The following is a 26,483-nucleotide window of genomic DNA, read 5'->3' on the forward strand; positions in this document are numbered from 1 at the left end:
GAGCACCCATATGATCCATCTCCATGGGAGATGCCCGAATTGCCGTTGAGTGGTGTGCTGGACGTGAGGCGGGGCGGCGGTCCGTCGGGGTTTCCCAGCGGGCCGCCGCCTTTGCTGTGTGGTATTTGCGGTCCGTCGCCTTCGTCAACTTCCTCAGCGCGGTGTGGGTGTCGTTGGGGCAGGACGTGCGGCGGCACAACCAGGAGGACTTCTTCACGCCGTACCTGCTGACCGCAGGCTTCGCCTCCGGCGTGTTCACCGCGTTCCTCGCCATCACCATGCGGCGGCGCAAGCGGGCCGCCTGGATCCTGAACCTCGTACTGAGCGGGCTGTTCCTCGCGCTGTTCGCGTTCGCGATGGTGTTTCCGGAGATCCGGCGGTACGCGCAGAACTGGGTCTCGATCGCGTTGACCGCCGCCTTCGTGGGCGCGCTGCTCGTCGGCCGCCGGGAGTTCTACGCGAAGGGCGACCGCTCCAATCCGCGGCTCGCCGCGACCGTGGCCGTCGGCGGCGGGCTCCTCGCCTCGCTGCTCGCCGCACTCCTCGTGACCGTCACCAACCAGGCCCCGCACGCCGCCCGTTCGACGTTCCCGGAGCGCTGGCACTACGGCACCCTGCGCCTGGTGTCGGTCGACGCCGACCCCTCCCGGTTCCCGTACATCGCGCCGCCGAACTGGGTGAACGTCTCCATCAACGTCCTGAGCACGCTCCTCGTCCTCGCCGTCCTCTACGCCGCCTTCCGCTCCCGCCGCGCCGTCGACCCGATCACCGAGGACGACGAGAAGCGGCTGCGGGCGCTGCTGGAGCGGCACGGCGAGCGGGACTCGCTCGGGTACTTCGCGCTGCGCCGGGAGAAGAGCGTGGTGTGGTCGCCGACCGGGAAGGCGGCGGTGGCCTACCGGGTGGTGGGCGGGGTGAGCCTTGCCTCCGGGGATCCCATCGGGGATCCGGAGGCATGGCCGGGGGCGATCGTGCCGTGGCTGAGCGAGGCGCGGGCGCACGGGTGGATTCCGGCGGTGATGGGGGCGAGCGAGGAGGCCGGGACCGTGTACGCCCGGCACGGTCTTGACGCGCTGGAGCTCGGGGACGAGGCGATCGTCGAGGTCGCCGAGTTCACGCTGGAGGGGCGGGCCATGCGGACCGTCCGGCAGGCCTGCAACCGGGTCGGTCGGGCGGGCTACTCGGTGCGGATCCGCCGGCACGAGGACATCCCGGCCGACGAGATGTCGTACCTCGTCCGGCGCGCCGACGACTGGCGGGACGGCGCCACCGAGCGCGGGTTCAGCATGGCGCTGGGTCGGCTCGGGGACGCCCGGGACGGCCGGTGCGTGATGCTGGAGTGCACGGACGGGGAGGGACGGCTGCGGGCGCTGCTCTCCTTCGTGCCGTGGGGGCCCGGCGGGCTCTCCCTCGACCTGATGCGGCGGGACCGGGCCTGCGACAACGGGCTGATGGAGTTCATGGTCATCGAGCTGCTGCGGCGCGCCGGAGAGATCCGGATCACCCAGGTATCGCTGAATTTCGCCATGTTCCGGTCGGTCTTCGAACGTGGCGCGCGTCTCGGCGCGGGGCCGGTGCTGCGGCTGTGGAGGTCCTTGCTGAGCTTCTTCTCCCGGTGGTGGCAGATCGAGTCCCTGTACCGGGCCAACGCCAAGTACCGGCCCATCTGGGAACCCCGGTTCCTGCTCTTCGAGAAGAGCGCGGACCTGCCACGCATCGGCCTCTCCGCGGCCCGTGCCGAGGGGTTCCTGGAGGCGCCGGTGCTGCCGAAGTGGCTGCACCGACGGCATCTGGACACGGACCGGGACTCGCACGGATGAGGACCACCGCATGAAGCCGCGCGCCCGCTGGGCCCGCGCCGAGTGGGGGCTGCTGTACGCCACCGTGCGGGGCCCGTTGGTGAAGCGGCGGCTGTGGGCGGCGCCGATGACGGTCGCGGCGGTGTGCCTGACGGCGCTGCTGCAGTTCGTCCAGAACCAGTCGTGGGGTTGCCGGTTCGTGCAGGACATCGGTGGCGTGCGGGCCGAGGACCCGCTCGGGCTGGCTCTGCTGCGCACTCCCCTGTCGCTGTTCGTGCCGGCGCTGGACCTGCCGGTGTGGGGCGCGCTGGCGCAGATCCTGGTCGTCTTCGGCATCGCCGAGGTGTGCCTGGGCTGGTGGCGGACGCTGACCGTCGCGTACGTCGCGACCCTCGCCGGCACGCTGTACGCCCGCGCCGGCGTCGCGCTGGGTCCGCACAGCCCCCTGGGCCTGGCCGCCCCGGACGCCCGGATGGTGGACACCGGCCCGTCGGCCGCGGTCGTCGGGCTCGCGGTCTGCCTGGGCTGGCGGTACGGCGCGTATGTCACCGCGGGCGCGGTGTCGGCGGCGATGGTGGTCGAGGCGGTACTGAAGGACAACCTGGCCGGCAAGGAGCATCTGGCGGCCATCGCGGGCGTGGTCGTGCTGTACGCGGCGGTGGCGGTGGGGCGGCGGCTGCGGTCCCGGTGGCGTCAGCGGCGGCCGGGCAACCGGGCCGGTTCGGGGCGGTCGGGCTTGCCGCCGATCCAGTCCTGAAGGGTCCTGCTGAGCCGGGCCCAGCGGCGGTCGTGGTGGTAGGACCGCAGCCTGGCCCTGGCCCGGGCGCGCGGGCGGTTGCCGTAGAAGCGAAGGGCCCAGGCCGAGCCGGGGCGGGCCAGGCGGACCGCGCCGACGAGACCGACCAGCGGGACGATCACCCCGAAGATCGCGGTACGGGCCTTGCCCTTGCTCAGGGCGACGAGGGAGAAGAGGAAGTTCGCCACGACGTTGGCGATGACGGTGCCCCGGTCCTGGAGTTCGCCGGCCGAGATGTCGTTGACGCCGAACGGCGAGAAGCCGGCGAGCAGCAGCCCGACCATCGCGGCGGTGATGACGACCACCTCGACGCTCTGGCGGCCCTCCTCGGTCCAGTAGACGTCGTCGAGATGCAGGATCAGCGCGAACTCGTCGAGGACGAGCCCCGCGCCGATACCGAAGACGATCGCGGCGAGGGCCGCGCCGAAACCCTGGCGGCCGCCGGCGACCGCGCCGAAACCGCCGACGACGACGAGGACGACCCCGGGGACCACGTGGTGGATGTGCAGCCCGCCCGCCTTCACATTCCCGAACGGGCCCTTTCCGGCGCGGATCAGCCGGGTGATGACCCGTGTGATCACAAAGGTCAGGACGAAGGCCGTCAGGGCGAGCAACAGGGGGAGTTTGCCCGGCTCGATGATGTTCCGTTCCAGCCAATGTCCCATGTGCGCACTTTATCCCTGGCCATGGCATGGACCCTTCTGACCACCGGATAACCTGCGCCGGTGGCTGCGACCTCTGCGACTCCCTGGCGTGACGGCCTCCGTTTCGCCTTCGGCACACTCACCGTGTTTCCCGTGAGGGTGACCCGCTGGGACCGCGAGGCAGCCCGCGGCGGCATGCTGCTCGCGCCGCTGGCCGGCCTCGCCGTCGGGCTCTGCGCGGGAGCGGTCGGTGCGCTGCTGGTGCTGGCCGGGGCGAGTGCCTTGCTGGCCGCGGTCGCCGCGGTCGCGGTACCGGCCGTGCTCACCCGGGGGCTGCACCTGGACGGCCTCGCCGACACCGCCGACGGGCTGGGCAGCGGCAAGCCCGCCGAGGAAGCGCTGCGGATCATGAAGCAGTCGGACATCGGGCCGTTCGGGGTGATCACGCTCGTCCTCGTGCTGCTCGGTCAGGTGGCCGCGCTGGCACAGGCCTACGGCGGCTCGTGGCAGCGGGGAATCCTGGCCGCGGTCGTCTCGGCGACGGTGGCCCGGCTGGCGATGAGCCTGGCCGCGGTGCAGGGGGTGCCCGCGGCCCGGCCCGAGGGGCTGGGGGCGGCGGTGGCCGGGGTGGTGCCCAGGGTGGGGGCGTCGGTGGCCACGATCGCGGTGATGGTGGTGGCGGCGGGGGCCGGGGCGCTGGTGGGGTCGGCCGACAGTCTCCGGGCGTTGCTCGCGGTGGTGGTGGCGGAGGCGGCGACGGACGTGCTGCTGCGGCTCTGCAGGCGGCGGTTCGGCGGGGTGACGGGGGATGTGTTCGGGTGCCTCGCCGAGACCGCGGCGACCACAGCGCTTGTGGTGTTCTCGCTGGGTGGCTGAGGAGTCCCTGAAGGGGCGCTTCAGCAGGCCTTTCTCCACACCCCCAGCTCGTACTTCTTCTCCAGTGAGCTCAACTTCAGCTTCCGCGACTGTGCGCAGAACCTGCTCGTCGGCAGTTCGTACTCCACGTGGAAGACGGCCTTGTCCGCCTTGACGAACGGCTTCAGGTCGCGGCACTCGCCGTACTGGGCGCACTGCTCGTTCACCGCGAAGTCGAAGTCGTCGACCAGCTGCGGTATCTGGTCCAGGTCGTTCTTCAGGCCCACCGACATTCCCCGGTCGTGGGCCAGCCGGGCGATGAGCCGGTTGTAGCGGAGCTGGTCGGCGGCCTTGAGGGGGAAGCCCGTGCGGTTCTTGTAGCCGTCCATGTTGTCGGGTTCCACCGCGTCGAAGCCCTTGTCCTTGCACATGTCGAAGCGGGCCGCCATCAACGGCTCCAGTACGTCCGTACGGCGGATGTCGAGCCAGCGCTCGCCCTCCCAGCCGTTGCCGCGCCCCAGCACCGACTTGGGGAACTTCTTCGCGTCGGGGCGCCAGTCCTCGAAGGCGCCGGTGGACAGGTAGCAGATGACCTTGCGGCCCTTGCCGTGCAGCGTGCCGACCGCCGCCTTGGACTGGTCGAAGCCGTCGATGTCGTACACCGACGCCCACACGGACGTGTCCACCCGGCCGCTCAGTTGCCACTGCCAGGTGACTCCGGGTTTCGGCTGCCAGCGTCCGGCGTCGTCCGCGGACCGGGTGCAGCCGGCGAGCAGGGCCAGCGGGACGAGCAGGGGTGCGGTGGTGCGGTGTTTCACCGGGCGGGCTCCTAGGCGTGCGGCAGGGTACCCCATCGATGATCTCCCACGCCGGGTAGCGCGCGGTACACCAAAGCCCCGTGCGGGGGCCTCGGTTGAGAAGGTGAGAGAGGCGGGAAGTGGCCACGGCGCCACCCCCGGGTGAACACCCGCAGGAATGAGCGAACGCATACACACGCGTAGGCTCGTCCCGGGTGTTCGCCGACAGGGTGAAGGCCCCGGTGGCAAAACGCCCCCAGGCCACTGCCTAGGGTCGCTTCCCGGGCCCGGTCGACCCACCCACTCGGCCACAGCAACTCAACATCGGAAGCGAGATCCCACCACCGTGACTGCTCTCACTCTCAGCACCTCAGCGGCGCCCGGCCTCCGGGCCGACGCGATCGTGATCGGTGTCGCCAAGGGCGCCAAGGGCCCGGTCGTCGCCCCGGGCGCCGAGGCCGTGGACAAGGCCTACGACGGCAAGCTCGCCGACGTCCTGGAGACCCTCGGTTCCTCGGGTGCCGAGGGCGAACTGACGAAGCTGCCCGCCCCGGCAGGCTTCAAGTCCCCGCTCGTCATCGCGGCCGGCCTGGGCGCCCAGCCCGACGCCGGCGCCGGCTACGACGCCGAGGCGCTGCGCCGGGCGGCCGGTGTCGCGGCCCGCACGCTGAACGGGGCGAAGAAGGCGGCCTTCGCGCTGCCTGTCGAGGACGCGGCCGCCGTCGGCGCGATCGCCGAAGGCGTGCTGCTGGGCGCGTACTCCTTCGACGTCTACAAGGACAACGGCGGCAACGGGAAGGCGAAGAACGGCAAGGCGCCGCTCGCCGAAGGCGTGCTGCTCGGCGGCAAGCCGCGGGACGCGGCCCACAAGGCGGCCCTCGCCCGCGCCACCGCGGTCTCCGAGGAGCTCAACCGCGCCCGCGACCTGGTCAACACCCCGCCGAACGACCTCACCCCGGCCACGTTCGCCGCCATCGCGCAGGGCGCGGCCAAGGAGCACGGCCTCAAGATCCAGATCCTGGACGACAAGGCACTCGCCAAGGACGGCTACGGCGGCATCCTCGGCGTCGGCGGCGGCTCCGCGGCGCCGCCGCGGCTGGTGAAGCTGTCGTACACGAGCCCCAAGGCGGACAAGCACCTCGCCTTCGTCGGCAAGGGCATCACCTACGACTCGGGCGGTATCTCGCTCAAGCCGGCCGGCCACAACGAGACGATGAAGTGCGACATGAGCGGGGCGGCGGCGGTCTTCGCGGCCGTCGTCTCGGCGGCACGGCTCGGCCTCAAGGTCAATGTGACCGGGTGGCTGGCGCTCGCCGAGAACATGCCGTCCGGCTCCGCCGTGCGCCCGGGTGACGTGCTGCGCATGTACAGCGGCAAGACGGTCGAGGTCCTCAACACGGACGCGGAGGGCCGGCTGGTCCTTGCCGACGCGCTGTGGGCGGCGTCGGCGGAGAAGCCGGACGCGATCGTCGACGTGGCGACGCTGACCGGGGCGATGATGCTGGCGCTGGGCAGCCGGACGTTCGGGATCATGGCCAACGACGACGCGTTCCGTACGTCCATCCACGAAGCGGCCGAGGAGGTCGGCGAGCCGGCCTGGCCGATGCCGCTGCCGGAGCACCTGCGCAAGGGGATGGACTCGCCCACGGCGGACATCGCGAACATGGGCGAGCGGATGGGCGGCGGACTGGTCGCCGGGCTCTTCCTGCGCGAGTTCGTGGGCGAGGGCATCACCTGGGCGCACCTGGACATCGCGGGGCCGGCGTTCAACGAGGGCGGCCCGTTCGGATACACGCCGAAGGGCGGGACGGGGTCCGCGGTACGGACGCTGGTGCGGCTTGCGGAACTGACTGCCGAGGGTGACCTGGGCTGACGGTGTCGACGGGACCTCGTGTGCGGGTAGCGCGGGGTCCCGTCGCCTGACAGGCCGGGGCGCTGCGTGTGGTGTCTCACACCCCGGCCCGGCGTCTCGTTCACCTCCGACAAGTGCGAAGATGGGGCTCGGCAGGACAGGGCCCCACCACAGGGCCGAAGAAGAGCGGCCGGACACCAGCCGCCGCCCGGTCACCGTTGACCGGCGTACGGCGCACATGCATGGAGGACGTGACGTGGCGAACGACGCCAGCACCGTTTTCGACCTAGTGATCCTCGGCGGTGGCAGTGGCGGTTACGCCGCGGCCCTGCGCGGGGCGCAGCTGGGCCTGGACGTCGCCCTGATCGAGAAGGACAAGGTCGGCGGTACCTGCCTGCACCGGGGTTGCATCCCCACCAAGGCCCTGCTGCACGCGGGCGAGATCGCCGACCAGGCCCGCGAGAGCGAGCAGTTCGGTGTCAAGGCCACCTTCGAGGGCATCGACGTGCCGGCCGTCCACAAGTACAAGGACGGTGTCATCGCCGGCCTGTACAAGGGCCTGCAGGGTCTGATCGCCTCCCGCAAGGTGACGTACATCGAGGGCACGGGGCGTCTCTCCTCCCCGACCTCCGTCGACGTGAACGGCCAGCGCGTCCAGGGCCGGCACGTGCTCCTCGCGACCGGCTCCGTGCCGAAGTCGCTGCCCGGCCTGGAGATCGACGGCAACCGCATCATCTCCTCCGACCACGCCCTCGTCCTGGACCGCGTGCCCAAGTCCGCGATCATCCTGGGCGGCGGGGTCATCGGCGTAGAGTTCGCCTCCGCCTGGAAGTCCTTCGGTGCAGACGTCACCGTCATCGAGGGCCTCAAGCACCTCGTCCCGGTCGAGGACGAGAACTCCTCCAAGCTTCTTGAGCGCGCGTTCCGCAAGCGCGGCATCAAGTTCAACCTGGGCACCTTCTTCTCGAAGGCCGAGTACACCGCCGACGGCGTCAAGGTCACCCTCGCCGACGGCAAGGAGTTCGAGGCCGAGGTCCTGCTCGTCGCCGTCGGCCGCGGCCCGGTCTCCGCCGGCCTCGGCTACGAGGAGCAGGGCGTCGCCATGGACCGCGGTTACGTCCTGGTCGACGAGTACATGCGGACGAACGTCCCGACCATCTCCGCCGTCGGCGACCTGGTCCCGACGCTCCAGCTCGCGCACGTCGGCTTCGCCGAGGGCATCCTGGTGGCGGAGCGCCTGGCCGGTCTGAAGACCGTTCCGATCGACTACGACGGTGTCCCCCGGGTCACGTACTGCCACCCGGAGGTCGCCTCCGTGGGTATCACCGAGGCCAAGGCCAAGGAGATCTACGGTGCGGACAAGGTCGTCGCCCTGAAGTACAACCTGGCGGGCAACGGCAAGAGCAAGATCCTCAACACCGCGGGCGAGATCAAGCTCGTCCAGGTGAAGGACGGTGCCGTGGTCGGCGTCCACATGGTCGGCGACCGCATGGGCGAGCAGGTCGGCGAGGCCCAGCTGATCTACAACTGGGAGGCGCTGCCCGCCGAGGTCGCCCAGCTCATCCACGCCCACCCGACGCAGAACGAGGCGATGGGCGAGGCCCACCTGGCCCTGGCCGGCAAGCCGCTTCACTCGCACGACTGACCCTCGGTCGGCACACGCGACGACTCAGACTTCCGCAATTCGTAAGGAGCAACCGAAACCATGGCGGTTTCCGTAACCCTTCCGGCGCTCGGCGAGAGCGTCACCGAGGGCACCGTCACCCGCTGGCTGAAGGCCGAGGGTGAGCGCGTCGAGGCCGATGAGCCGCTGCTCGAGGTGTCGACCGACAAGGTCGACACCGAGATCCCGGCCCCCGCCTCGGGCGTGCTGGCCTCGATCAAGGTCGCCGAGGACGAGACCGTCGAGGTGGGCGCCGAGCTGGCGATCATCGACGACGGCACCGGCGCGCCCGCCCCGGCCGCCCCGGCCCCGGCCGCCGAGCCGGCTCCGGCCGCTGCACCCGCCCCGGCCCCGGCCCCGGTGGCCGAGGCCCCCGCCGCCCCCGCCCCGGCTCCCGCCGCCGAGGCCCCCGCCGCTCCGGCCGGTGGCGCCTCCGGCACGGACGTGGTCCTGCCCGCGCTCGGTGAGTCCGTCACCGAGGGCACCGTCACCCGCTGGCTGAAGTCGGTCGGCGAGGAGGTCGCGGAGGACGAGCCGCTGCTCGAGGTCTCCACCGACAAGGTCGACACCGAGATCCCCGCGCCGGTCGCCGGTGTGCTTCTTGAGATCGTGGTCGGCGAGGACGAGACCGCCGAGGTCGGCGCCAAGCTCGCCGTCATCGGCGCCCCGGGGGCCGCCCCGGCTCCGGCCGCGCCCGCTCCGGCTCCCGCCGCCGCTGCCCCGGCCCCCGCTGCTCCGGCTCCGGCTCCCGCCCCGGCTGCTCCGGCTCCCGCGCCGACGGCTCCGGCCCCGGTCACCCCGGCCGCCGCTCCCGCCCCGGCCGCCGCCGCTCCCGCCCCGGCCGCCCCGGCCCCCGCGCCGACGGCTCCGGCCCCGGTCACCCCGGCCGCGGCTCCGGCTCCGGCCGCTCCGGTCGACGAGGGCGCCTACGTCACCCCGCTGGTGCGCAAGCTCGCCGCCGGGAACGGTGTCGACCTGGCCTCCGTCAAGGGCACCGGCGTCGGCGGTCGTATCCGCAAGCAGGATGTCGTCGCCGCCGCCGAGGCCGCGAAGGCCGCCGCCGCTGCCCCGGCCCCCGCGGCCGCCGCCGCTCCGGCCGCCGGTGCGAAGAAGGCCCCGAAGCTCGAGGTCTCCCCGCTCCGTGGCCAGACCGTCAAGATGCCCCGCATCCGCAAGGTCATCGGCGACAACATGGTCAAGGCGCTGCACGAGCAGGCCCAGCTGTCCTCGGTCGTCGAGGTCGACGTGACCCGCCTGATGCGCCTGCGCGCCCAGGCCAAGGACGCGTTCGCGGCCCGCGAGGGCGTCAAGCTCTCCCCGATGCCGTTCTTCGTCAAGGCCGCCGCCCAGGCGCTGAAGGCCCACCCGGTCATCAACGCCCGGATCAACGAGGCCGAGGGCACCATCACCTACTTCGACACCGAGAACATCGGTATCGCGGTGGACTCCGAGAAGGGCCTGATGACCCCGGTCATCAAGGGCGCCGGTGACCTCAACATCGCCGGTATCTCCAAGGCCACGGCCGACCTGGCCGGCAAGGTCCGCGCCAACAGGATCACCCCGGACGAGCTGTCCGGCGCGACCTTCACCATCTCCAACACCGGTTCGCGCGGCGCGCTGTTCGACACGATCATCGTGCCGCCGAACCAGGTCGCGATCCTCGGCATCGGTGCCACGGTCAAGCGTCCGGCCGTCATCGAGACGGAGGAGGGCACGGTCATCGGCGTCCGCGACATGACGTACCTGACCCTGTCCTACGACCACCGCCTGGTGGACGGCGCCGACGCGGCCCGCTACCTGACGGCCGTCAAGGCGATCCTGGAGGCGGGCGAGTTCGAGGTCGAGCTCGGCCTCTGATCCCCTGAGGGTTCTACGGTGCCCCGTCCGGAGCTGCTCCGGACGGGGCACCGTCGTCTCACCCGGGTCCACACGGCCGGGAAGCGTGTAAGTCTCGTCTCACCTGCATGAAAGCGCCCCCGTGCGCCCTTCCTGAAAGGCAGTCCGGGCTTATTGTCTAAGCGTCAAACGCCCTTAAGGAGCTCCCATGACCGCGCCCGTCGTCCACTCGCTGCGCGAACAGATCCGCGAGCACATCGTGGAGGGAATCGTCAGCGGGCGCTGGAAGCCGGGCGAGCGGATCGTGGAGCGGCGGATCGCCACCGAGCTGCAGGTCAGCCAGACGCCGGTGCGGGAGGCGTTGCGGGAGCTGGAGTCGCTGCGGCTGATCGAGTCGGCGCCGAACAAGGGCGTGCGGGTACGGAACCTGACGGCGGCCGACCTTGAGGAGAGCTACCCGGTGCGGGCCGGCCTGGAGGCGATCGCGGCGGAGCTGGCGGCGGAGAGGCTGGCGGGTGACTGCTCGGCGCTCGAACCGCATGTCGCCGCGCTCTACGAGGCCGACCGGAACACCGACGGCACGGCGCAGGTCCGCCACACGGTCGGCTTCCACCGCGAGCTGGTCCGGGCGGCCGGCAACTCGGTGCTGCTGCACACCTGGGAGGGCCTGGGCATCGAGGTCTTCACGGCGCTGTCGATCCGCTGGCTGGGGACGGTCCAGCAGTCGTATGCCGAGGAGCACCAGGAACTGGTGGCCGCGTTCCAGCGCCGCGACCCGAGGATCGCGGACATCGTGAAGGCCCATGTGCTGGGGTGCGCGCCGAGGCCGTGAGCTGTCGGGAGATTGCGGCGAGCACTGCCTCCGGCCCCCTCCCCCGCACAAGAGCGCACCTGCGCTCAAACACCGCCTCACCTGCGCAAACGCCGGTCAACTCACGTCACCCGGTGCCACCGCCGGAGGCACCGCGTGCCGACTTTCTCGGAATCGAGAAGTTTTGCCCCTCAACCCTTTGATCGATCATCGATCAGAGAGTTACAGTCACCGACGGACTTCCACCGAAGTCCGCTGCCCTGTCCTGCCAAAGACCAAGGGCACCCCCGAACCCTTACCGATGAGGGAACCCCCTTCGACTGAGGAAGGCGGCGACATGACCGACCCCAACGCCATCCAGCCGAGCGCGCTCGACCAGCTCCCGGACCGGGATCCGGAGGAGACCGCCGAATGGCAGGCCTCGGTGGACGCCGTGGCCAGGGAGGCCGGGCCGCACCGCGCCGCATACCTGATGCGCCGCACGCTGGAGCGCGCCGAGGCGGGCGGCATCGCGCTGCCGAAGCTTCTCGAGACGGACTACGTCAACACCATCCCCACCGCCGCCGAGACGGCCGTCCCCGGCGACGAGGAGATGGAGCGGAGAATCACCGCGTGGAACCGCTGGAACGCGGCCGCGATGGTCACCCGGGGCAGCAAACACGGCGTAGGCGGCCACATCGCCACCTTCGCCTCCGCGGCCTGGCTCTACGAGACCGGCTTCAACCACTTCTTCAAGGGCAAGGAGGCGGACGGGTCGGGTGACCAGCTGTACATCCAGGGCCACGCCTCCCCCGGCATCTACGCCCGCGCCTTCCTCGACGGCCGGCTGACCGAGGCGCACCTCGACAACTTCCGCCAGGAGGCCGGCGGCAACGGCCTCCCGTCGTACCCGCACCCCCGCCGCCTCCCCTGGCTGTGGGAGTTCCCGACGGTGAGCATGGGCCTCGGCCCCCTGTCGGCGATCTACCAGGCCCGTTTCAACCGCTATCTGACGGCGCGCGGCATCAAGGACGTCTCGTCCTCGCATGTCTGGGCGTTCCTCGGTGACGGCGAGATGGACGAGCCGGAGTCGACGGCCGCCCTCGCACTGGCCTCACGTGAGGGTCTGGACAACCTCACCTTCGTCATCAACTGCAACCTGCAGCGCCTCGACGGCCCGGTGCGCGCCAACTTCAAGATCGTGCAGGAGCTGGAGGCCCAGTTCCGCGGCGCCGGCTGGAACGTCGTCAAGTCGCTGTGGGGCACGGCGTGGGACGAGCTGTTCGCGCTCGACACCACCGGTGCGCTGGTACGGCGGCTGCGTGAGGTACCGGACGCGCAGGTGCAGACGTACCAGACCCGCGACGCCGCCTACATCCGCGCCGACTTCTTCGGCAAGGACCCGGCGCTCGCCGAGATGGCGAAGCTGATCGGCGACGACAAGATCATCGAGTGCTTCCACCTCTCGCGCGGTGGTCACGAGGCCCGCAAGGTCTACGCGGCCTACAAGGCGGCCCTGGACCACAAGGGCGCGCCGACCGTGATCCTCGCCCAGACCGTCAAGGGCCACACCCTCGGCGACGGCTTCGCGTCGAAGAACGCCAACCACCAGATGAAGAAGCTGACGGTGGACGAGTTCAAGACGATGCGTGATCTGCTCGAACTGCCCATCAAGGACAGCGACTTCGTCGACGGGAAGGTGCCCTACGGCCACCCCGGCGCCGACTCCCCCGAGGTGCGCTACCTCCAGGAGCGCCGGGCGGCCCTCGGCGGCCCGGCCCCGGCCCGCCGTACGCACGCCCTGGCCCCGCTGCCGGCCCCCGCCGACAAGGCGTTCGCCTCCTTCGACAAGGGCTCCGGTTCGCAGAACGTGGCGACGACGATGGCCTTCGTCCGGCTCGTCAAGGACCTGGTCCGCGACAAGGAGACGGGTAAGCGCTGGGTGCCGATCGTCCCGGACGAGGCGCGCACCTTCGGTATGGAGAGCCTCTTCCCCTCGCTGGGCATCTACTCGCCCAAGGGGCAGACGTACGAGCCGGTCGACCGCGACCAGCTGATGTACTACAAGGAGGCCGAGAACGGCCAGATCCTCAACGAGGGGATCACCGAGGCCGGTTCGATGGCCGACTTCATCGCCGCGTCGACCGCGTACGCGACGCACGGCGAGGCGATGATCCCGTTCTACATCTTCTACTCCATGTTCGGCTGGCAGCGCACGGCCGACCAGATGTGGCAGCTCGGCGACCAGCTCGGCCGCGGCTTCCTGGTCGGCGCGACCGCCGGCCGTACGACCCTGACGGGCGAGGGCCTCCAGCACGCCGACGGCCACTCCCCGGTGATCGCCGCGACCAACCCGGCCGCCCTGTCGTACGACCCGGCCTTCGCCTACGAGATCGCGACGATCGTCAAGGACGGTCTGCGCCGTATGTACGGCGAGCCGGCCCCGGGCGAGGACCCGAACGTCTTCTACTACCTGACCGTCTACAACGAGCCGCTCCCGCAGCCCGCGAAGCCGGCCGGTCTCGGCATCGACGAGGGCATCGTCAAGGGCCTGTACCGCTTCAACACGGCGGAGTCGGCCGGGCTCTCGGTGGTGGCGAACGCCCCGCGCATCCAGCTGCTCGGCTCCGGTACGGCGATCCACTGGGCGCTGAAGGCGCAGCGGTTGCTCGCCGAGGAGTGGGGTGTGGCGGCCGACGTCTGGTCCGCCACCTCCTGGACGGAGCTGCGCCGTGACGCCATGGAGGCGGACGCCGCGCTCCTGCGTGGCGAGGAGCGGGTGCCGTACGTCCGTCAGGCGCTGCAGGGTGCCGAGGGCCCCGTGCTGGCCGTCTCCGACTACATGCGTCAGGTCCCGGACCAGATCGCGCAGTGGGTCGAGCAGGACTACTCCTCCCTGGGCGCCGACGGCTTCGGCCTCTCCGACACCCGGGACGCGGCCCGCCGCCACTTCGGTGTCGACGCGGAGTCGGTCGTCGTCGCGGCCCTGGCCCAGCTGGCCAGGCGCGGCGAGGTGAAGGCGACGTCGGTGAAGGAAGCCCGGGAGAAGTACGGGCTGTAGGCACCGAGGTCCGGTGAGGTTGAAGGGGTACGGCGGCCGCCGTACCCCTTCCCTGTCGGTGGGCCCCGGCATCATGAAGGCATGCGCGCCGCCCGTCTGATCAGAATGGTGCTTCTGCTCCAGTCCCGGTCCGCCATGACCGCCGGTGAACTGGCCGCCGAGCTGGAGGTGTCCGAGCGGACCGTGATGCGGGACGCGCAGGCCCTGTCGGAGGCGGGGGTGCCGGTGTACGCGGACCGGGGGCGCGGGGGCGGGTACCGGCTGGTCGGGGGGTATCGGACGGCGCTGACGGGGCTGGGGCGGAGTGAGGCCGAGGCGCTGTTTCTGAGCGGGGTGCCGGTGGCGTTGCGGGAGATGGGACTGGAGGACGCCGCCAGTGCCGCCCGGCTGAAGGTGTCCGCCGCGTTGATGCCCTCGCTGCGTGACGCGTCCCGGACCGCGGCCCAGCGGTTCCATCTGGACGCGCCCAACTGGTTCGCCGAGCCCGGGACGCCCGCGCTGCTGCCGGCCGTCGCCGACGCGGTGTGGGACGACCGGCGGGTCGTCGCGTACTACCGGGGCCGGGAGTCGGAGGTACGGCGGGAGCTGGAGCCGTACGGGCTCGTGTTGAAGGCCGGCGTCTGGTATCTGTGCGCGCGGGTCGCGGAGACCGACTCCTACCGGGTGTACCGGATCGACCGGTTCCTCTCGGTCGAGGCCGGCGACGAGCGGTTCCATCGGGACGAGGAGTTCGACCTGCCGGGGTTCTGGGACCGGCGGGCGGAGCAGTTCGCGCGGTCGATCCTGCACGCCGAGGTGGTGGTGCGGCTGTCGGCGGTCGGCGTGCGCAGGCTGTCGTACGCCGTCGATCCGGTGGCCGCGCGGCAGGCGCTCGCGGGCGCCGGTACCCCGGACGCGCGGGGGTGGGTGACGGTGACTCTGCCGGTGGAGAGCGAGGAGGTCGCGCACGGTCAGCTGACCGCGCTCGGGCCGGAGGCCGAGGTGCTCGCGCCGCCGGGGCTGAGGGCGCGCTTCGCGGCGGACGCACGGCGCCTGGCGGGGCTGTACCCACCGGCGGGTGACGGTGGATAACAATCCGCACCACTCCGCGTGCGCCCCCGGCGCCCAGGCACGATGCTTGACCCGTGATGGACGAGACGGAGTTCTGGGAGCTGATCGACGCCACCCGCGAGGCCGCCGAGGGCGACCCCGAGGACCAGGCGGATCTGCTCGTGGAACGGCTGCTCCAGCTGGACCCGGACATGGTGCTGGACTTCGCCCGTCACTTCGAGGCCCGCTACAACCGCGCCTACCGCTGGGACCTGTGGGGTGCCGCGTGGGTGCTGCTCGACGGGGCCAGCGACGACGCGTTCGACTTCTTCCGGTGCTGGCTGATCGGCCAGGGCCGGGAGGTCTTCGAGGGCGCCCTGCACGACCCGGACGGACTGGCTGAGTCGCTGGGCGACTTCGACGAGGAGATCGACGGCGACGGCGAGGAGCTCGGGTACGCGGCGGACGAGGCGTACGAGCAGCTCACCGGGACCGTGGCCCCGGACCTGGGCATCGCCCCCGCGCCCTCCGAACCGGAGGGCACCCCGGTCGACTTCGAGGACGAGCGGGCGCTCGCGGAGCGGTTCCCCAGACTCTGGGAGCGCTTCAAGGAGTGAGTGCTAGGCGGTGCGGCGCCGGGTCACGTCCGACGGGATGTACGCCTGGGTCTGCTCGGCCTTGACCGCGTGGTGCATGGGCGCCGCGTTGGCCTGGTCGAGGGCGGACGCGGTGACCGCGGCCGGCCCGAGGACGACCGTCGCGACCGCGCAGACCACGGCCCAGGGGCCGCGTGCGGACCTGGCCCAACCGTCCTTCTCCGTGGTCCCCTTGGTGTCCTCGCGGGCTTCGGTACGACTGCTGTTCATGATCCCCGCCTCCAGTCGGCTTGTGTTGTCCACGACGTTAGGACGCGGGGATCTGAGCTGCCTGCGTGCCACCTATGGCGTTCCTGTGGACGCCTTCACGGGCGTCCTCAGGGGTGTTTCCACCGGTGTTCTCAGGGGCGTTCGCACCGGGGTCGCCGCGGGTGTGCTCGCCGGGGTCACCGTGGGCGGTCCCGTCGGGGTCGCGGTGGCCGCTCCCGCCGGCACCCTGCCCTGCAGCCGGGCCGCCGCCTCCCTGATCTCGGGGAGGCGGGCGGTGAGGGCGGCGCCGGGGCAGTTGGTCCGGTAGCCGTCCTGGTGGCCGGCCACGGCGGGCAGGGTGACGACGGTGCCTTCCCGGAAGCGGCTGAGCCCGTTGCTGGAGACCAGGCGCGTCCTGGCGCGTGGGTCGACGTCGGCCAGGCCGAGCTTCCAGGCGGCGAGGGCGGCGATCGAGTCGGTCATGGCGCGCGGCACATGGACCCCGGCGGTGAAGGTGCCGAGGGCGGCGATACCGGCGGTGCGGTGGTTGAAGCCCTGGGTGTGGGCGCCGGTGACCGCCCGTTCGGCGCCGCCCGCGCGGCCCTCGTAGATGGTGCCGCAGCGGTCGACGAGGAAGTTGTAGCCGATGTCGTCCCACGCACGGTCGCCGGTCTGGCCGGTGTAGAGGCGGCGGATGATCTCGGGCACCGCGGCGCAGTCGTAGCCGTTGGGCGAATCGGTGTGGTGCACGAAGACGGCGACGACCTTGTCGTCGTAACGCGGCGGCGGCTGGGTGCGGCGGACGGTGGCGTCCAGCCAGACCGAGCGCGGCACGATACGCGGCCGGGGCGCCCGGTAGCGGGTGGCGGGGCTGGCGGGCGCGGGCGCGGCGAGGTGGATCGCGACGGGGCGGTCGGCGCCCTGGACGCACAGCACCAGCGCGAGGACGGCGGCGAAGCCGGGCAGGCAGCCGAGCAGCGTCAGGACGGTGATTCCGGTGCGCCGCCCTGCTCTGGGGAAGACACGCATGGCACCCACTCTCGGGTTGATCCACTCCGCCCGCGATGTGTGCTGTGCCACCTGGTGGAACCAAGGTCCCGGTCCGAGGCGTTTCAGGGGGTACACACACGCGTGGCGGGTTCCCGGGGTTCTCGCGCGCGTCGACTGATCACCGGACCTGTCCGGACCGTATTAAGGGCACCGAGAGAAAGGCGGCTTCGTGGACCTGCTCGACCTGGTGCTCGTACTGGTGGTCCTCGTCTACGCGGCGTCCGGTTACCGGCGCGGGCTGGTGGCCGGCTGTGTCTCGCTGGCCGGGTTCGTGGGCGGCGCGGTCATCGGCGTGTGGGTGCTGCCGTGGGTGATGGAACTGGTCACGCGCGGCACGGCGACGGCGACGGTGGTCGCGGTGCTGGCGGTGCTGGTGCCCGCGGTGCTCGGGCACGAGCTGGCGGGGCGGCTGGCGCTTCGGCTGCGCCGTGAGCTGGACCAGGGGCCGCTCCGGGTGGCGGACGGGGTCGGCGGGGCGGCGGCCAACTCGGTGGCGGTGCTGATCGTGGCCTGGGTGGCGGCGAGCGTGCTCGGCGCGTCCTCGTCGCCCGCGGTGACGACGGCGATACGGGACTCGAAGCTGCTCGGCGCGGTCCAGGACACCATGCCGGACACCACTCCGACCTGGTTCTCGCGGGCCACCTCGGCGCTCACGGAGGCCGGTTTCCCGCAGGTCTTCAACCCGTTCGAGAACGAGTCGACGGCGCAGGTCGCCAGGCCGACCGGCGACAGCGTCACGGCGGCCGCCACGAACGCGGCCAAGCGCAGCACGGTCAAGATCGAGGGTGTCTCGGGCTCCCAGGGCCGCGAGGGCAGCGGGTTCGTGTACGCGCCGGAGCATGTGATGACCAACGCCCACGTGGTGGCCGGCATCACCGACCCGAGCGTGCGGATCGGCGGGGTCGGGACGTCGTACGAGGCGCGGGTGGTGCTCTTCGACCCGGACCGGGACGTGGCGGTGCTGTATGTGCCGCAGCTGCGGGCGCCGGTGCTGAGGTTCGACACCGGTGCGTCGCGCGGCGACTCGGCGGTGGTGGCCGGCTATCCCCAGGACGGCGACCTGAACCTGCAGGCGGCCACGGTGGCGAACAAGGTGCCGGCCACCGGCCAGAACATCTACAACGACGCCACCGTGACCCGGGAGATCTACTCGATCCGCTCGACTGTCCGCCCCGGCAACTCCGGCGGCCCGCTGCTGACCACCGGCGGCGAGGTGTACGGCGTGGTGTTCGCCCGGTCCACGTCGGACAACGAGACGGGGTACGTCCTGACGGCCGACGAGGTGGCCTCGGACGCCACGCGCGGGGCGAGCGCCACGTCGTCGGTCGACACCGGCGAGCTGATCACGTCCTGACGGTCACAGCGCCCGGCCCATGATGACGTCGTCGACGTACTGGCCGTCCAGGAGGAACTCCCCCGGCAGCACGCCCTCGACGGCGAAGCCCTCCGACTCGTAGAGCCTGCGCGCCGGGGCGTTGTGCGCGAGGACGCCCAGCCGGATCCGGCGGGCGCCACGACGGCGGGCCTCCTCCATCACCGCCCGCAGCAGCGCGCGGGCGACCCCGTGGCCGCGGGCCTCCTCGGCGACCGCGAGGCCCTGGATCTGCCGGACGTGCGCGTTGGAGGCGATCTTGTGGCCGAAGCCGAGACGGATGTAGCCGACGATGCGCCGGTCCAGCTCGGCGACCAGGGTGTCCTCGGGGGCGTGGCGCTCACTGAAGAAGGGGTCGTACGGCGGCTGCGGCTCGGGCAGCACGGCGTGCAGATACGACCAGGTGGCGCGGTCGAGGGCGCAGAGCTCCTCGTCGTCGTCGGGCAGGGCGGTGCGTATGTACGGTTCCGGCATGGGGTCACCCTAAGTCGGGCGACACCCGGGGCCGACGGGTTTTCGGGTGCCGGGCCCGGCATGCTGGGAACCATGGAACGCTCTCGTATCGCGGTGGCCGGCGCGTCCGGTCTGATCGGCAACGCCCTGGTGCGCTCCCTGCGGGCGGACGGGCACGAGGTGGTGCGCCTGGTGCGGCGCGCGGCCCACGGCACCGACGAGGTCTGCTGGGACCCAGGCGGGCAGTACGTCGACACGGCCGGGCTGGCCGGGTGCGACGCGGTGGTGAACCTCGCCGGGGCCGGGATCGGCGACCGGCGCTGGACGGCCGCCTACAAGCGGGAGATCCGGGACAGCCGGGTCCTCGGCACGGCCGCGCTCGCGAAGGCCGTGGCCGCCCTGGAGGAGCCGCCGCGGGTGTTCGTGAGCGGCAGCGCGATTGGCTTCTACGGCGACACGGGCGACCGGGTCGTCGACGAGGACGCGCCGCCCGGGGACGGCTTCCTGCCGTCGCTGTGCGTGGAGTGGGAGGAGGCGGCGGCTCCGGCGCGGGAGGCGGGTGTACGGACGGTGTTCGTCCGCACAGGCCTGGTGGTCGCCCGCGGGGGCGGGGCCTGGGCCCGGCTGTTCCCGCTCTTCAAGGCGGGCCTGGGTGGCCCGCTGGGCGACGGGCACCAATACTGGTCGTACATCGCGCTGCACGACGAGGTGGCCGCGATCAGGTTCCTGATGGACGCCGAAGGTCTGGCGGGCCCCTTCAACCTCACCGCGCCCCACCCCCTGACGAACCGTGAGATCACCGCGGCGATGGCCCGGGTGCTGCGCCGTCCGGCTCTCTTCCCGGTCCCCTCCGCGGCGCTGCGGCTGGCGCTCGGCGAGATGGCCGGGGACGTGCTGGGCAGTCAACGCGTGGTGCCGAAGCGGCTGCTGGAGTCGGGGTTCACCTTCGCGTTCCCGGGCATCGAGGACGCGATTCGCGCGGCCTGACAACACATGTGACCGTATGCGACCGGTGTGCGACCGTGCTCTGTCCATGCGCGACTGCCCTTGACCGGTCACCGCCCTAACCTCGACCCGAACTCGGGTATCCCCGGAGCTGGTTGGGGGCATCACGTCTCCACCGGACGCGCAATCGAGGAGGGGCCTCGTGCATGAGCCCGCGTACCAGGCGGACGTCGTCATCGTGGGAGCCGGTATCGCCGGACTCTCCGCGGCTCATCGGCTGAACAGCGCAGGAGTAACGACCGCGGTCCTGGAGGCCGCCCCTTACGCCGGCGGGCGTATGTCGACCGAGAAGGTCGACGGCTTCCGGCTGGACCGGATAGGACAGCTCCTGTCCACGTCCTACCCGGAGCTACGGCTGGCACCGGGACTGGACGCCCTGGTTCTGCGCCGGTTCGCGCCCGGCGTACTGCTGCATCGCGACGGGCGCAGGCACCGGGCGGGCGCTCCGGCGGGCGGCGGGAGCGCGAGGGGCGCACTGCATGCGGTGCGCGCCCTGGCAAGCGCCCCCAGGGGCGGCTCGGCCGTGTCACCGGCACGGGCGACCGCGCCGATGGGCGGCGCGGTCGACCAGGCGCGGCTCGGCGCGGCGCTGGGCCGGATCGCCACCACACCGGTGGAACGCATCCTCGCCCGCCCCGAACTCCCGGCCGCGGACGCCCTCGCGGAGCGCGGGGTGCCCGCCCGGACGATCGACGGCTTCCTGCGCCCGCTGCTCGCGGCCCTGCTCTGCGACCCGGAGCTGACGACGTCCAGCCGCTGCGCGGACCTCGCCCTGCGCTCCTTCGCGAGCGGCCGGCTGTGCGTGCCGGAGGGAGGCGCCGAGGTCCTCCCGGAACTCCTCGCCCGCGCCCTCCCGCCCGGCACGGTACACACGGGCGTACGGGTCACCTCGGTCTCGACGACGTCGGTGACGACGGCCGAACACGGCGAGATCCACTGCCGGGCGGTGCTGCTGGCGACGGACGCGCGGGCCGCCGCCGAGCTGCTGCCCGGCCTGCGCGTCCCGGACTTCCACCAGGTGACGGTGGTCCACCACACGACGGACGAACCGGCGGCGCTCACCACGGGCACGTCGCTCCTCCTCGACGCCGACCGGGGCGGCCCCGTCTCCCACACCTCGGTCGTCAGCAACATCGACCCGAGCCGGGCCCCGCAGGGCCGTGCGCTGATCTCCTCGACGGTCCTCGGCGCCCCGCCCTCCGACATCGACACGGCGGTCCGTATGCACCTGGCCCGGCTCTACGGCACGTCGACGCACCGCTGGGAGACCCTGGCCGTCCACCACACCCCGGAGGCGATCCCGGCGATGCGCCCCCCGCACGACCTCCGCCGCCCGGTCCGCCTCCTGGCAGGCCTCTACGTCTGCGGCGACCACCGGGACACCAGCACGGTCCAGGGAGCGCTGCACTCGGCCCACCGGGCAACGGCGGCGATCCTGACGGACCTGGGCGTATCAGGATCGATGCACAGCGCGGAGACCATGCAACGCCGGGCAGCGTAAAGACGCCCCCCGGGGCGCGGGGCCGTATTCGACATGCGGCTCCGCCGCGCGGGCGCGACCAGCCACGACGGCCGCACCCGGCGGCAAACCGGAACCGGCCACGGCGAGTAGCACCGGCCGCCCCGGCACCGCCGGACAACGCCGTCGTGGCCGATCACCGCCGCGGCCGACAAGAGCCCCAGGGACCGGCAGACCGGTGCCAGGCCGGCCCCGACCCGACCGGTCCTCAGAGGCGCGGTGGTCAGCTCAGCGCGGCGACCTTGTCGCGGTAGCTCCTCACCGGTGCCGCGTCCTTGTACGGCTCCAGTCGGCGTTCGAAGTCCCTGACGTACTCGATCGCCCGTACCGAGCGCATCTCCGCGGCGGCGCCCGCCGCCTCCGCCCCGAGCGCGCACGCCTGGTCGAGTTCGCCGAGGCCCAGGCGGGCCGTGGCGAGGACGACGCGGCAGAAGAGGCGGCTGCGCGCATAGGAGGGCGCACGGAGTTGCAGCGAGCGCTCCGCGTGCTGCGCGGACGCCCGGAACTGCTGGAGATCCCGGTGGCAGTGGCCGAGCTCGTCGGCGAGCTGCGCCTCGTCGAAGAAGCGTGCCCAGTGCGGGACCTCGTCGCCGGGCCGGGCCGCCTCCAGGGCGCGTTCGGCCCGGACCAGCGCGCCGGTGCACGCCCGCACCTCGCCGAGGACGCCGTGGGCGCGGGCCTCGGCCGCGTGCAGGAGTGCCTGGACGATCGGCGGGGCGCTGGTGCCCACGCCCTGCTGGGCCACGCGGGCCAGCTGTACGGCCTCCCGGCCGTGGCCGAGGTAGACGGCCTGGCGGCTCATGGTGACGAGGACGTAGGAGCCGTACGAGCGGTCCCCGGCCGCCTGGGCGAGGCGGAGGGACTGGACGAAGTAGCGCTGGGCGAGACCGTGCGCGGCGATGTCGTACGACGTCCAGCCCGCGAGCCGGGTCAGGTCCGCGGCCGCGCCGAACAGCTTGCGGCCGGTCTGCTCGCCGTACGTGCCGCGCAGCATCGGCTCGCACTCGTGCTCCAGATAGCGCACCAGGGCCTGCCGGGCGTGCCCGCCGCCGTACTGGTCGTCGAGGGAGCGGAACAGCTCGCCGACCGAGCGGAGGGCGGCGATGTCCCCGCCGGTGACCCGCTGGCCGGGCCCGCGTTCGGCCTGCCCGCGCGAGCGTCCCGGGAGGGCCGGCGGCTTGGGTGCGGCGGGCCGGATCTGCGCCGGCACCCGGACCGCCGGCGTTGCCGTCTCACCGCGGGCCACCCTGTCGTCGGCGCGGCCGATCAGCCAGTCCCGGCTGGGCACCACGAGCCCGGCCGGGGTGAACGCGATCTTGCGGAGTTCGGCGTGGCTGCCGGAGTCCTTGCGCCACAGCCCGCTGACGATGTCGACCGCCTCCTCGGGGGTGGCCGCGAACTCCAGCCCGGCGTACACCGGGGCGCAGGCGTCCAGGCCCAGGTCCTGGGCGGTGAGCCGGCGGCCGAGGCGCCGGGTGAAGACCTCGGCGATCAGGGCGGGGGTGGTGCCCCGGGGCTGCTGGCCGCGCAGCCACCGGGTGACCGAGGTCTTGTCGTATCTGAGATCCAGCCCGTGTTCGAGACCGAGTTGGTCGACGCGACGGGCCAGACCCGCGTTGGAGAACCCCGCTTCTGCGATGAGCGCGGCGAGCTGGCGGTTGGGGGTGCGCTGCGCGGGTCGGTCCGTCATCTGCGGTGCGGTCTCCTGCCTTCGGGCTCAGCTCGGCGCTTGTGCCCGGATTGCCGGTGAGCTGCCCTTTTGGCACTCATGGACGGCGCGAATGTAGCGGAGAGTGAGCAGGTGATCGCACTCTTCGCCGCTCATTCATCCGATCGTGTGAGGATTGACCCCAGAGCTGACGCGCGACGGGCCGACGTACAGTGGCTTGGGCGCGTTATGTGCCTGACACACCCATCGCCTGAGGGAGGCGCTTGCCGTGAGTGAGTTGCGGTTCGTCCGCGTGGGGTTCGGCGCGGACGCCGTCGAGTACCAGGAGGCGTGGGACGAGCAGCGCCGGGTGCACGCGGCGCGGTTCGCGGACGAGGTGCCCGACACGGTGCTGCTGCTCGAACACCCCCCGGTGTACACGGCGGGCCGCCGCACCGCGGACAACGAGCGGCCGCTGGACGGCACCCCGGTCATCGACGTGGACCGCGGCGGCAAGATCACCTGGCACGGCCCGGGTCAGCTGGTGGGCTACCCGATCCAGAAGCTCCCGCGTCCGGTGGACGTGGTCGCGCACGTACGGCGCCTGGAGGAGGCGCTGATCCGGGTCTGCGCCGAGTTCGGCCTGGAGACCACCCGGGTCGAGGGGCGCAGCGGGGTGTGGGTGCTCGGTGACCCGGTCGAGCAGCGGCCGGCGTTGGGCGGGCTTTCCCTGGACTTCGACCCCCGGCTGCAGGACGAGGAGTTCGACCCGCGGCTGAACGGCCCGGAGTACGCGCCCTCCAACGCCGGGCAGCGCCGCGAGGACCGGAAGATCGCCGCGATCGGCATCCGGGTGGCCAAGGGCGTCACCATGCACGGCTTCGCGCTCAACGTGAACCCCGACAACAAGTGGTTCGACCGGATCATCCCGTGCGGCATCCGGGACGCGGGTGTCGCCTCCCTCGCCGGCGAGCTCGGCAGGGACGTGACGATCGAGGAGGTGCTGCCGGTGGTCGAGCGGCACCTGACGGACGTCCTGGAGAACGCGGAGCTCAGGCCGCGGGAGATCGAGAAGGCCTCCGCCTGACCGAAGGAATGCGGCCTGCGGCTGAGGGGTTGGCCTCTCAGGAAAGGCCCAGCAATCACGGGCGTACCCTGGTGTACGCCGAGGAATCGAAGTTACAGGGAGCCGACGTGTCCGCAGTCTCACCCGACGGACGCAAGATGCTGCGCCTGGAGGTCCGGAACGCCCAGACCCCCATCGAGCGCAAGCCCGAGTGGATCAAGACCCGGGCGAAAATGGGCCCCGAGTACACGAAGATGCAGAACCTCGTGAAGAGCGAGGGCCTGCACACGGTCTGCCAGGAAGCCGGCTGCCCGAACATCTACGAGTGCTGGGAGGACCGCGAGGCGACCTTCCTCATCGGCGGCGACCAGTGCACCCGGCGCTGTGACTTCTGCCAGATCGACACCGGCAAGCCCGAGGCGCTGGACCGCGACGAGCCGCGCCGCGTGGGTGAGTCCGTGGTCACCATGGACCTGAACTACGCCACCATCACCGGCGTCGCACGCGACGACCTGGAGGACGGCGGCGCCTGGCTGTACGCCGAGACCGTGCGCCAGATCCACGCGCAGACGGCGGAGCGCGAGGCCGGCCGTACCAAGGTCGAGCTGCTCGCCCCGGACTTCAACGCCGTCCCGGAGCTGCTGCGCGAGGTCTTCGAGTCCCGCCCCGAGGTGTTCGCGCACAACGTCGAGACGGTGCCCCGGATCTTCAAGCGGATCCGTCCCGGCTTCCGCTACGAGCGCTCGCTGAAGGTCATCACCGAGGCCCGTGACTTCGGCCTGGTCACCAAGTCCAACCTCATCCTCGGCATGGGCGAGACCCGCGAGGAGGTCGGCGACGCGCTGCGCCAGCTGCACGAGGCGGGCTGCGAGCTGGTCACCATCACGCAGTACCTGCGCCCGAGCGTGCGGCACCACCCCGTGGAGCGCTGGGTCAAGCCGCACGAGTTCGTGGAGCTGAAGGAGGAGGCCGAGCAGATCGGCTTCTCCGGTGTGATGTCCGGGCCACTGGTCCGCTCCTCCTACCGGGCCGGGCGGCTGTACCGGATGGCCATCGAGAAGCGGGGTGCGTTCGTCGCCGCACAGGCGGTCTGACTCCCCGTCCGCTCCCCCACGGCTCCGAGCGTGTGAATTCGCGCACAAGCTGCTACCGGTCAGTAATGACCGAATGGACGCGGTCCTGACCGTCCTCGCTGATGAGGACACCCGTCAGGACCGCGTCAGCGTGCGGAGCCCGCGTATCAAGGTTTCATTGGTGTTTGACCGGTCGGTCACGCCCTGGTAACACCAATCAGTGACCCTGGTATCACAGCATGTACACCCACTTCGAGGGGGACCTCCACCATGCAGGCCGCGCCCGTTCGCGCCACCGCGATCCCGTCCTTCACCGACGCGCTGCGCGCCGTCGAGTCCCTCCTGATGAGCGGCGGCCAGCGCACCGCCCGCCAGAACGCCTGGACCTCCGTGCTGGAAGACCGCCGTCGCGCCAAGGACCGGGTCGAGGCGCAGCGGTTCCTCGAGCAGGCCGCCGGCCGCTCCTGACGGTCCCCTGCGGCCCTTCTCCGGGCACTGCCGTCGTCGGCACTCCCGGGGCCACGTAGACTTCGGGGCATGGCGAGGAAGGAACCCGCAGCGGACGCTGCGAATGCCGGGCGACTGAAGCAGATCGTCCTGACGTACAAGATGACCCGCAAGGCCGACAAGACGATCGGCCTTGTACTCGCGGGTGTCGGTCTCGGCACCCTTGCTGTCTTCCTCGTGATCGGCTTCCTGATCGGGCATCCGGTCTATGCGGGCATCCTGGGCCTGCTGCTCGCCTTCCTCGCGACGGCGATCGTCTTCGGCCGGCGGGCCGAGCGGGCGGCCTTCGGCCAGATGGAGGGCCAGCCGGGCGCCGCGGCCGCCGTCCTGGACAACGTCGGGCGGGGCTGGACGACGACACCGGCGGTGGCGATGAACCGCAGCCAGGACGTGGTGCACCGGGCCGTCGGCAAGGCCGGCATCGTCCTGGTCGCCGAGGGCAACCCGAACCGGGCGAAGACCCTGCTGGCCGCCGAGAAGAGGAAGATGGCCCGGATCGTGGCCGACGTGCCGGTGCACGATGTGATCGTGGGCACGGGTGAGGGCCAGGTCGAGCTGAAGAAGCTGCGCACCACGATGCTGAAGTTCCCGCGCGTGCTGACCGGTCCGCAGGTGACGACCACCAACGACCGGCTTCGGGCGATGGGTGACCTGATGTCCAACATGCCGCTGCCGAAGGGGCCCATGCCGAAGGGCATGCGGATGCCCAAGGGCGGTCGGGGGCGGTAGAGGCCCAGGGATTCGGGGCGCGGGGGGGGGGGGGTTTGGGGGCGCGCCTCTGCCTTTTTTTCGCTCGTTGCTTTTCTTGTTCCCTTTTTCCCAC

Annotated in this window: 23 protein-coding genes; 17 read left to right on the forward strand and 6 right to left on the reverse strand. The window is 71.7% G+C overall.

Annotated elements, in window-relative coordinates; translation table 11 throughout:
- The first annotated feature begins 23 nt into the window (after positions 1 to 23).
- Both ACZ7OO_RS08300 and ACZ7OO_RS08305 read left to right on the forward strand, forming a co-directional pair.
- Positions 24 to 1,820, forward strand: coding sequence for a phosphatidylglycerol lysyltransferase domain-containing protein (locus ACZ7OO_RS08300; protein WP_471502755.1), 1,797 nt, complete (start codon positions 24 to 26; stop codon positions 1,818 to 1,820).
- Between the two features lie 10 nt (positions 1,821 to 1,830).
- Positions 1,831 to 2,556 (forward strand): hypothetical protein, encoded by a 726-nt coding sequence (locus tag ACZ7OO_RS08305; protein WP_471502757.1) that lies wholly within the window; start codon positions 1,831 to 1,833, stop codon positions 2,554 to 2,556.
- Here the strand turns inward: ACZ7OO_RS08305 and ACZ7OO_RS08310 are convergent.
- Complete coding sequence (locus tag ACZ7OO_RS08310; RefSeq protein ID WP_471502759.1) at positions 2,493 to 3,260, reverse strand: hypothetical protein; 768 nt, start codon at positions 3,258 to 3,260, stop codon at positions 2,493 to 2,495. The genes ACZ7OO_RS08305 and ACZ7OO_RS08310 overlap by 64 nt on opposite strands.
- Positions 3,261 to 3,320: 60 nt before the next feature.
- Between ACZ7OO_RS08310 and ACZ7OO_RS08315 the strand changes: the two genes are divergently transcribed.
- A complete protein-coding gene (locus tag ACZ7OO_RS08315) occupies positions 3,321 to 4,115 on the forward strand; it encodes an adenosylcobinamide-GDP ribazoletransferase (RefSeq protein WP_471502761.1) in 795 nt (264 codons plus the stop codon).
- 20 nt (positions 4,116 to 4,135) lie between these two features.
- On the opposite strand, the gene ACZ7OO_RS08320 is transcribed toward ACZ7OO_RS08315, so the two are convergent.
- Positions 4,136 to 4,948 carry an endo alpha-1,4 polygalactosaminidase gene (locus ACZ7OO_RS08320; RefSeq protein WP_471502763.1) on the reverse strand — a complete coding sequence of 271 codons (813 nt, stop codon included), beginning with the start codon at positions 4,946 to 4,948 and terminating at the stop codon, positions 4,136 to 4,138.
- A gap of 289 nt (positions 4,949 to 5,237) precedes the next feature.
- On the opposite strand from ACZ7OO_RS08320, the gene ACZ7OO_RS08325 reads away from it, so the two are divergent.
- The 7 genes from ACZ7OO_RS08325 (at position 5,238) to ACZ7OO_RS08355 (ending at position 15,739) form a co-directional block, all read left to right on the forward strand.
- Entirely contained in the window at positions 5,238 to 6,764 is a 1,527-nt protein-coding gene (locus ACZ7OO_RS08325; protein WP_471502765.1) for a leucyl aminopeptidase, read from the forward strand.
- A gap of 235 nt (positions 6,765 to 6,999) precedes the next feature.
- Positions 7,000 to 8,388: a dihydrolipoyl dehydrogenase gene (lpdA, locus tag ACZ7OO_RS08330; RefSeq protein ID WP_351712770.1), complete on the forward strand. Its 1,389-nt coding sequence runs from the start codon at positions 7,000 to 7,002 to the stop codon at positions 8,386 to 8,388.
- Between the two features lie 60 nt (positions 8,389 to 8,448).
- Positions 8,449 to 10,263, forward strand: a complete 1,815-nt coding sequence (gene sucB / locus ACZ7OO_RS08335; RefSeq protein ID WP_471502767.1) for a 2-oxoglutarate dehydrogenase, E2 component, dihydrolipoamide succinyltransferase — start codon at positions 8,449 to 8,451, stop codon at positions 10,261 to 10,263.
- A 187-nt stretch (positions 10,264 to 10,450) separates the two neighbouring features.
- Entirely contained in the window at positions 10,451 to 11,074 is a 624-nt protein-coding gene (locus ACZ7OO_RS08340) for a GntR family transcriptional regulator (protein ID WP_471502769.1), read from the forward strand.
- Between the two features lie 316 nt (positions 11,075 to 11,390).
- Complete coding sequence (gene aceE / locus ACZ7OO_RS08345) at positions 11,391 to 14,093, forward strand: pyruvate dehydrogenase (acetyl-transferring), homodimeric type (RefSeq protein ID WP_471502771.1); 2,703 nt, start codon at positions 11,391 to 11,393, stop codon at positions 14,091 to 14,093.
- A gap of 81 nt (positions 14,094 to 14,174) precedes the next feature.
- The gene (locus ACZ7OO_RS08350) at positions 14,175 to 15,164 is read left to right on the forward strand and encodes a helix-turn-helix transcriptional regulator (protein WP_471502773.1); all 990 of its coding nucleotides are present in this window, start codon (positions 14,175 to 14,177) and stop codon (positions 15,162 to 15,164) included.
- 56 nt (positions 15,165 to 15,220) lie between these two features.
- Complete coding sequence (locus ACZ7OO_RS08355; protein ID WP_471503390.1) at positions 15,221 to 15,739, forward strand: DUF4240 domain-containing protein; 519 nt, start codon at positions 15,221 to 15,223, stop codon at positions 15,737 to 15,739.
- A gap of 3 nt (positions 15,740 to 15,742) precedes the next feature.
- On the opposite strand, the gene ACZ7OO_RS08360 is transcribed toward ACZ7OO_RS08355, so the two are convergent.
- Positions 15,743 to 15,988, reverse strand: coding sequence for a hypothetical protein (locus ACZ7OO_RS08360; RefSeq protein WP_471502775.1), 246 nt, complete (start codon positions 15,986 to 15,988; stop codon positions 15,743 to 15,745).
- Between the two features lie 72 nt (positions 15,989 to 16,060).
- Positions 16,061 to 16,996 (reverse strand): peptidoglycan recognition protein family protein, encoded by a 936-nt coding sequence (locus tag ACZ7OO_RS08365; protein ID WP_471502777.1) that lies wholly within the window; start codon positions 16,994 to 16,996, stop codon positions 16,061 to 16,063.
- A 190-nt stretch (positions 16,997 to 17,186) separates the two neighbouring features.
- Between ACZ7OO_RS08365 and ACZ7OO_RS08370 the strand changes: the two genes are divergently transcribed.
- Positions 17,187 to 18,371: a MarP family serine protease gene (locus tag ACZ7OO_RS08370; protein WP_471502779.1), complete on the forward strand. Its 1,185-nt coding sequence runs from the start codon at positions 17,187 to 17,189 to the stop codon at positions 18,369 to 18,371.
- Between the two features lie 3 nt (positions 18,372 to 18,374).
- Here the strand turns inward: ACZ7OO_RS08370 and ACZ7OO_RS08375 are convergent, their stop codons facing one another.
- Positions 18,375 to 18,863, reverse strand: a complete 489-nt coding sequence (locus ACZ7OO_RS08375) for a GNAT family N-acetyltransferase (protein ID WP_352223366.1) — start codon at positions 18,861 to 18,863, stop codon at positions 18,375 to 18,377.
- 72 nt (positions 18,864 to 18,935) lie between these two features.
- Between ACZ7OO_RS08375 and ACZ7OO_RS08380 the strand changes: the two genes are divergently transcribed.
- Together ACZ7OO_RS08380 and ACZ7OO_RS08385 are read left to right on the forward strand one after the other, a co-directional pair.
- Positions 18,936 to 19,829, forward strand: coding sequence for a TIGR01777 family oxidoreductase (locus ACZ7OO_RS08380; protein ID WP_471502781.1), 894 nt, complete (start codon positions 18,936 to 18,938; stop codon positions 19,827 to 19,829).
- A gap of 160 nt (positions 19,830 to 19,989) precedes the next feature.
- A complete protein-coding gene (locus ACZ7OO_RS08385) occupies positions 19,990 to 21,348 on the forward strand; it encodes an NAD(P)/FAD-dependent oxidoreductase (RefSeq protein WP_471502783.1) in 1,359 nt (452 codons plus the stop codon).
- 241 nt (positions 21,349 to 21,589) lie between these two features.
- Here the strand turns inward: ACZ7OO_RS08385 and ACZ7OO_RS08390 are convergent, their stop codons facing one another.
- The gene (locus ACZ7OO_RS08390; RefSeq protein WP_471502785.1) at positions 21,590 to 23,056 is read right to left on the reverse strand and encodes a regulator; all 1,467 of its coding nucleotides are present in this window, start codon (positions 23,054 to 23,056) and stop codon (positions 21,590 to 21,592) included.
- A 247-nt stretch (positions 23,057 to 23,303) separates the two neighbouring features.
- Here ACZ7OO_RS08390 and lipB point away from each other — a divergent pair, with 247 nt between their 5' ends.
- The 4 genes from lipB (at position 23,304) to ACZ7OO_RS08410 (ending at position 26,389) form a co-directional block, all read left to right on the forward strand.
- The gene (gene lipB / locus ACZ7OO_RS08395; RefSeq protein ID WP_471502787.1) at positions 23,304 to 24,101 is read left to right on the forward strand and encodes a lipoyl(octanoyl) transferase LipB; all 798 of its coding nucleotides are present in this window, start codon (positions 23,304 to 23,306) and stop codon (positions 24,099 to 24,101) included.
- 107 nt (positions 24,102 to 24,208) lie between these two features.
- Positions 24,209 to 25,174, forward strand: a complete 966-nt coding sequence (gene lipA / locus ACZ7OO_RS08400) for a lipoyl synthase (protein ID WP_471502789.1) — start codon at positions 24,209 to 24,211, stop codon at positions 25,172 to 25,174.
- 249 nt (positions 25,175 to 25,423) lie between these two features.
- The gene (locus ACZ7OO_RS08405) at positions 25,424 to 25,621 is read left to right on the forward strand and encodes an SCO2195 family GlnR-regulated protein (RefSeq protein ID WP_181806529.1); all 198 of its coding nucleotides are present in this window, start codon (positions 25,424 to 25,426) and stop codon (positions 25,619 to 25,621) included.
- A gap of 69 nt (positions 25,622 to 25,690) precedes the next feature.
- On the forward strand, positions 25,691 to 26,389 hold the full coding sequence (locus ACZ7OO_RS08410; RefSeq protein ID WP_471502791.1) for a DUF4191 domain-containing protein: 699 nt from the start codon (positions 25,691 to 25,693) through the stop codon (positions 26,387 to 26,389).
- Positions 26,390 to 26,483 lie beyond the last annotated feature (94 nt).

The organism is Streptomyces sp. NPDC111744 (assembly GCF_055634995.1).

Excerpts from the sequence above, each read along its gene's own strand:
- ACZ7OO_RS08300 (WP_471502755.1), top strand. The coding sequence starts at position 24 with ATGGGAGATGCCCGAATTGCCGTTGAGTGGTGTGCTGGACGTGAGGCG.
- ACZ7OO_RS08305 (WP_471502757.1), top strand. The coding sequence starts at position 1,831 with ATGAAGCCGCGCGCCCGCTGGGCCCGCGCCGAGTGGGGGCTGCTGTAC.
- ACZ7OO_RS08310 (WP_471502759.1), bottom strand. The coding sequence starts at position 3,260 with ATGGGACATTGGCTGGAACGGAACATCATCGAGCCGGGCAAACTCCCC.
- ACZ7OO_RS08320 (WP_471502763.1), bottom strand. The coding sequence starts at position 4,948 with ATGGGGTACCCTGCCGCACGCCTAGGAGCCCGCCCGGTGAAACACCGC.
- sucB (WP_471502767.1), top strand. The coding sequence starts at position 8,449 with ATGGCGGTTTCCGTAACCCTTCCGGCGCTCGGCGAGAGCGTCACCGAG.
- ACZ7OO_RS08340 (WP_471502769.1), top strand. The coding sequence starts at position 10,451 with ATGACCGCGCCCGTCGTCCACTCGCTGCGCGAACAGATCCGCGAGCAC.
- aceE (WP_471502771.1), top strand. The coding sequence starts at position 11,391 with ATGACCGACCCCAACGCCATCCAGCCGAGCGCGCTCGACCAGCTCCCG.
- ACZ7OO_RS08350 (WP_471502773.1), top strand. The coding sequence starts at position 14,175 with ATGCGCGCCGCCCGTCTGATCAGAATGGTGCTTCTGCTCCAGTCCCGG.
- ACZ7OO_RS08355 (WP_471503390.1), top strand. The coding sequence starts at position 15,221 with ATGGACGAGACGGAGTTCTGGGAGCTGATCGACGCCACCCGCGAGGCC.
- ACZ7OO_RS08360 (WP_471502775.1), bottom strand. The coding sequence starts at position 15,988 with ATGAACAGCAGTCGTACCGAAGCCCGCGAGGACACCAAGGGGACCACG.
- ACZ7OO_RS08365 (WP_471502777.1), bottom strand. The coding sequence starts at position 16,996 with ATGCGTGTCTTCCCCAGAGCAGGGCGGCGCACCGGAATCACCGTCCTG.
- ACZ7OO_RS08375 (WP_352223366.1), bottom strand. The coding sequence starts at position 18,863 with ATGCCGGAACCGTACATACGCACCGCCCTGCCCGACGACGACGAGGAG.
- ACZ7OO_RS08380 (WP_471502781.1), top strand. The coding sequence starts at position 18,936 with ATGGAACGCTCTCGTATCGCGGTGGCCGGCGCGTCCGGTCTGATCGGC.
- ACZ7OO_RS08390 (WP_471502785.1), bottom strand. The coding sequence starts at position 23,056 with ATGACGGACCGACCCGCGCAGCGCACCCCCAACCGCCAGCTCGCCGCG.
- ACZ7OO_RS08405 (WP_181806529.1), top strand. The coding sequence starts at position 25,424 with ATGCAGGCCGCGCCCGTTCGCGCCACCGCGATCCCGTCCTTCACCGAC.
- ACZ7OO_RS08410 (WP_471502791.1), top strand. The coding sequence starts at position 25,691 with ATGGCGAGGAAGGAACCCGCAGCGGACGCTGCGAATGCCGGGCGACTG.